This is a genomic window from Flavobacterium branchiophilum NBRC 15030 = ATCC 35035 (genome assembly GCF_002217205.1).
Taxonomy (GTDB): Bacteria; Bacteroidota; Bacteroidia; order Flavobacteriales; family Flavobacteriaceae; genus Flavobacterium; species Flavobacterium branchiophilum.
Window position 1 is genome coordinate 1 of record NZ_MUGT01000025.1, and the last position, 5,477, is coordinate 5,477.

Annotated in this window: 4 protein-coding genes; all 4 read right to left on the reverse strand. The window is 28.5% G+C overall.

Annotated features, from left to right (window positions below; genetic code table 11):
* Positions 1-7 precede the first annotated feature (7 nt).
* Positions 8-361, reverse strand: a complete 354-nt coding sequence (locus B0A58_RS03440) for a hypothetical protein (RefSeq protein ID WP_089079899.1) — start codon at positions 359-361, stop codon at positions 8-10.
* 164 nt (positions 362-525) lie between these two features.
* Positions 526-1,023: a T9SS type A sorting domain-containing protein gene (locus B0A58_RS03445; protein ID WP_089079900.1), complete on the reverse strand. Its 498-nt coding sequence runs from the start codon at positions 1,021-1,023 to the stop codon at positions 526-528.
* A gap of 92 nt (positions 1,024-1,115) precedes the next feature.
* A complete protein-coding gene (locus B0A58_RS03450) occupies positions 1,116-4,694 on the reverse strand; it encodes a T9SS type A sorting domain-containing protein (RefSeq protein ID WP_089079901.1) in 3,579 nt (1,192 codons plus the stop codon).
* A gap of 21 nt (positions 4,695-4,715) precedes the next feature.
* Complete coding sequence (locus B0A58_RS03455; protein WP_089079902.1) at positions 4,716-5,396, reverse strand: enterotoxin A family protein; 681 nt, start codon at positions 5,394-5,396, stop codon at positions 4,716-4,718.
* Positions 5,397-5,477: the final 81 nt, after the last annotated feature.

Genomic DNA, 5,477 nt, shown 5'->3' on the forward strand with positions numbered 1-5,477 from the left:
TTAAAATTTATGTGAACCAAAAATTACCTGTAATAAAAAAAAAGGCTTCCTTATTGTTTTTAATAAAAACATTAGGTAATGATAACAATTTGAATTCTATACCTGTTTGAAGTTCTAAATAATTGACCTTCCATTCTAAATAAGTATTTAATTCCTTAATACTTCCAATACTACTATAAGTTGCATAACGTAAACCAGCATAGGACTTAAAACGTTTATTTAGAAATTGATCTCTATAGCCTAAAGACCAAAAATTATTAGATCCATCAATTAAATGTTCTAATCTTTCATACTTTGAGTTCAAAAATCTAAATTCGGAGTTGACTATACCCGATTCAACATATACTTGCTGTGCATACATACTACAACTACATAAAAATAATAGATATTTTTTTTTTCATAATTGATTACTTTAAAATTAATATATTATTAAAATTTATAAATACAATAAATATAAACTTGTAAATTTATAAACATAATAAATATATATTTGCAAATTAATATTTAAAAAAATAAATTTAACAGCTATTTTTTAATAATTTTTTTTACAACGTTAAATTCCTTACAATCAATAATTGCTAAATAAGTACCACTGGGTAAAAAGGCCAAGTCCAATTGATATTGGTTCAAAAAAATCGTATTGCTTTCATGAATCAAATGCCCCATAATATCATAAATTGTTATTTTAAAAGGAGCTCCTAATTGTTTTACAGAAGAAATTTGAATTACATCAATAAAAGGGTTTGGACTAATCATAAATTGATCCTTTACTGAAATTTGTATTGCATTTTTGTTATTTAAAAACAGTAAAGGTTGAATAAAACCTTGATTTATACCGGTATGCGAGCTAGAAAATGATCCAATAACACTGCTTTGTCCTAAAGCGTTCTGAATGATATATTTTTGATGATATGTTTTTGTCAATCCACCAGAACCACCAATAGACTGTTTTAACATCATATTTTGGGCATTTAAATAGAAATTAAAAAACAATAATAATATTAGTAGTGTATAATGTTTCATTTTGTAATGATAATACTCTTAAAAAATTAAAAATCGTTTAGATAATTAAAGTTAAACTTCAGTTATTCCAAACGATTTTGATAATTAAATAGTTATTCAATTAATAATTTAAAATTTGTTTTATTATTTATACGAATAAAGTAAATGCCGCTTTTCAAAATAGGAAGCTCAACATTAACTTCATTTTTTAAACTATTAAAATTAATTACTTTTAATATTTTTCCAGTAATATCATAAAGTTCTACAATATTAATTATTTCTAAACCATTATTAATTTTTAACTCGGAACCATTTGTTAATGGATTAGGAAAAATAAATGGTTTTATATAATCTTCTTTAATTTCAATTGCTTTTAACACTTCTTCATCTGAGTTTTTAAAATTTGATACTGAAGTAGTTTTGAATCTAAACATACGTGCTGCATTCAATTTACCATCTTTAAAAGTAAACCCTAATAAGGCATTTTCTTTGTTGGGCTGCGGGTTAATAACACCTATTTTATCAGCATCTGCAAAGCCATGTTCAAATCTGTTAGATGGATTAGTATTAATTGCTAAATAAGTACCATCACTTTGAACTTTAAAACCGTAAACAAAACCATTCGTATCAAATAATAGTGGGAATGAACCTTTAGATGAGGAAAAATTTGTTATCCTTTTAAACGTATTTTGAGAAAAATTGATCAAACTTCCATCTTCTTTTGCCACCGTTTGTAAATTGAATTTTGCATTCCACTGCCAATTGGCGTAATAAATACCTACTAATCGTCCTGAACCTGTTATACCCATCAAACCTGTAGATGGTCCATTCATCTTATGAACTTCAGTATTTACATTACTTACAAAATCATTTATTGAAAAATTACCAATATTGCCACTATAACTATTATGCCACAAGCAAATAGATGAACCATCAGAATTAATTCTAAACATCATGGCTAATTTAGTAGTTGGGCTTAAAATCATATACTCATTAAAATGTCCATCTCCATCAAAATCACCAGAATAAAATTTATCTGAGATTCGATTATTATACCAAGATATATTTTTACTTACTTGACTCCACACTCCTAGTTCATTGGCTTCAAGAACATAATGGATATTTGAATTGGGTACAAAAACAACAACTTCTTGTATTCCATCACTATTTCTATCTATAACTTTATATATATTGTTATTATTATAAGTTACAACATTTGCTAATTTATTTTGAACATTACGTTTTAATCTAACAGCTTTATAGGTATCTAATTGATTAATAGAGGTTGTATTAAACTCAATTAATTCATTTTGTTTGGTATCGTTATTAATAGCTAACAAGAGCTGTGGTTTATTTGGAACAAAATTACCCGTAAGAAATACATCATCTATTTTACCTTTCCAATCTGAAATCCTATCAGCATGTTCATCAAAATGATAAGCTGGATTTACAGTAAAATTATCATAAACAACTTTCCATTTACCAAATTCTAAGACATTATTTGCATAATTTAGGCTACTTGTAGAAATAGCATTTGACAAAGATCTAGGAGAAATTCCATTTGACACAAAATTACTGTTATTAAATGAAATAAACGAAGTGTTTACCATGTCCCATTTTGCTTGACAACGTGTTAATGAAGTAAAATTATCTTTGGTTTTACTCATTCCCATATAAGGTGCCCATAATGAACCTTCTTCACCTTTTTTATTTCCTGCTGGTACAGCAAAATAAGAGTTCATATTTTGATATCCATTAGATAAAAACACTCTATATTCTGTATCATATAAAGTAACCAAATCGTCTTTTCCGTCTTGATTAACATCTTGCCAACGACTGAATAAATTCCAATCAAAATGATTATTTCCAGTTGCAAATGCAAATCTGTCAGTAAAATTTGGACCATAATATACGGTAAAATATTCTCCATATCCACCAGTTAAAGTTACAAAATCTCCTATTCCGTCGCCATTTTGATCGATGTAATAATTTGATTGTTTTTTATGATTTGTTCCGTCTAATGTGCTAGCGTAACCAATATCATATAAATTTGACGTGTCGTGATGTACATAATCTACATTTATACGGCCATCAGCATCAAGTTTTGTATCAAAAATTTTAATACTTTTATCATCATAAACCGTATAAAAAGATGGATACTTATCCGTAGCGTATCTTTTACCAAAACCCATTCTGGTATCAGGACCAAAACTATCTAACCAAAGTGACGCTTCTTTCAATGTAAGACTATTACCATAACCCTCTGCATAACTGGCAAATTTATTACCTTCTGCACGGTATATCAACTCATCTTTTCCTGTCTTTTCATTTCTTACAATCCATCCTTGCCCTGCTTGATATAATTTGTACGAAAATATAGTATTCCAATTTACTACATTTGCTTCACCAAATCCATTTCCATTAGCATAAAAGTATACTACTTTTCCATTAGATTTAGCATACAACAAATCGTCCATACCATCACCATTAAAATCACCAGCAAAAATTTTGTCTTTTACATCTGCATCAAAACCATTACTATTATTGGATTGATTAATTTGTTTATATTCGCTACCATTATAATAAACAAAAGTAGTTCCAACATTTGTTAAACCCGCATAATCCATAATACCGTCTCCATTAAAATCACCAGTTATACCATTTTGTTCAAGATAGGGTAACTTGTTTTCAATTGCACTAGGTTTAATATAGCTATTAACCCATTTATTGGGAACTACTAAGTTTACATTACTCAATTTTAAGGGTGCAATAGGATCGACATAACAAATATCAAAAATACTACGAGTAGAAATAGTTGGACATATAAAGTAAGGTTTTGCCAAATCGTATTGTGAATTTAAACTAGTTAGAATACCACGTTCATTTTCATTTAAGTCACGTTGTTTAAAGTTAAATTTATGCTCTAAATTATAATCCCCAATTACTTCTCCAGAACCTCTAGTTTTTTTTGTCCAATCAATTGTTTTGATTGTATTAACAATTTCAAAATTCGCTGTATTTATTGTAACTTCTCTAGCCTGAAGTATCATTTCACCAGGAATATTATCTGTAAATTTAAAACTATTAAATATCACACCATAAGTTGAATGTAAATGACTTATTAATAAAGCTTCTCTATAGAGTTTTATAACTTCTGGCGAAGTTAGATAATCCGTAGGTAAAATTTGTAAAAAAGGGTTATTTAAACTAATTTTGCTTTTCCAATCTTTAGCCGTTAATGCCGTCAATGCAAAAATTGCATTATTAAAATCAACTTTTAAAATACTTTTTAATGTACTACATTTAAAATTTGGTTTCAGTTGATAAATCGTAATATTTGCTTTTGCACCAAAGCTACCATTATTGATCATATTTTTAACTAATAGATCTAGATGTTTTCCATCTACTATGGGAATAAAACCAGATGATTCCGTAAAAACATTATTACTTTTCTCTAATAATGCTTCCCAATCAGTATTAAATCCTTTTGGATGAATATCATAATTTTCATTTCCAGCAGTAGTTACCTGAACCGCATAAAGTGCATTTGACTTCATTTGGGTTTCATAAAAATTTTGTCCACTCCTAGTAATTGCTTCAAGGCATAAATCTGAACTAGACCCTTGAGAGAAAACCATAAGAGGTAAATAACTAATCATAAATATATTTAGTAACACTTTTAAATTTTTCATATTCTTTTATTTATAATAAGATTAATTAGAATTTACTCTACACAAAACTGCTTCAGTAGTAGAAGCCCATGGTTCTTGATTCCAAGCTACGTGTCCTGGAGGAAAACCCGCTAATAAAAAGGCAGGAGCACCAATACCATTTCTTTGTGGCATTTCAAAAGAATCAAATGGTAAATAAGTCCATTCATTAAGATTATCAGTACTCACTCTGTATGCGCTTAATACTCTTGGCCATTCAACATTCATCATTTCAACTATTTCTAAAAAACCGCTTGTTGGAGTATAACTTTGTACCGTAGCGTTTACTGGTACGGATGAATAAGTAGTAGGTGCCACAACATAAATATAGATTATTCTTCGTGATGGATTCATTGCTACTAAAGAACGAGCAACAGAACCTGCAGCTCTCATAGTTTCACTAAAAGAGACGTAAGGGCTATCTAATCTGCCAGCTTGTGCATTATTTACATGATCAAATATAGACCAATTGATTTGAGCTGCTGGTAAATGGTTTTCTAACGCCCAAGACCGAAAACCACCAGCTTTTTTAATTTCTTTTGGGCTTCGCCAATCTACTCTATAAATATAAGTACCATCAGTAGGCACTTCTTTTCCACTAGGTTGTGCTACTACAAATAGCGGCAACAAAAAAAATAACAATACAGTATAATATTGCAATTTTAAATTAAAAACATTTTTCATATATTAACATTTTTAGTAAGTTTTAAATTAAATCTTATGAAGTAATTTTCATTATTTCAAATATTTTTTTCGAGTTATTTA

What these genes read in the sequence shown, in the direction of transcription:
- B0A58_RS03440 (WP_089079899.1), bottom strand. Translation starts at nt 361, where the DNA reads ATGTATGCACAGCAAGTATATGTTGAATCGGGTATAGTCAACTCCGAA.
- B0A58_RS03445 (WP_089079900.1), bottom strand. Translation starts at nt 1,023, where the DNA reads ATGAAACATTATACACTACTAATATTATTATTGTTTTTTAATTTCTAT.
- B0A58_RS03450 (WP_089079901.1), bottom strand. Translation starts at nt 4,694, where the DNA reads ATGAAAAATTTAAAAGTGTTACTAAATATATTTATGATTAGTTATTTA.
- B0A58_RS03455 (WP_089079902.1), bottom strand. Translation starts at nt 5,396, where the DNA reads ATGAAAAATGTTTTTAATTTAAAATTGCAATATTATACTGTATTGTTA.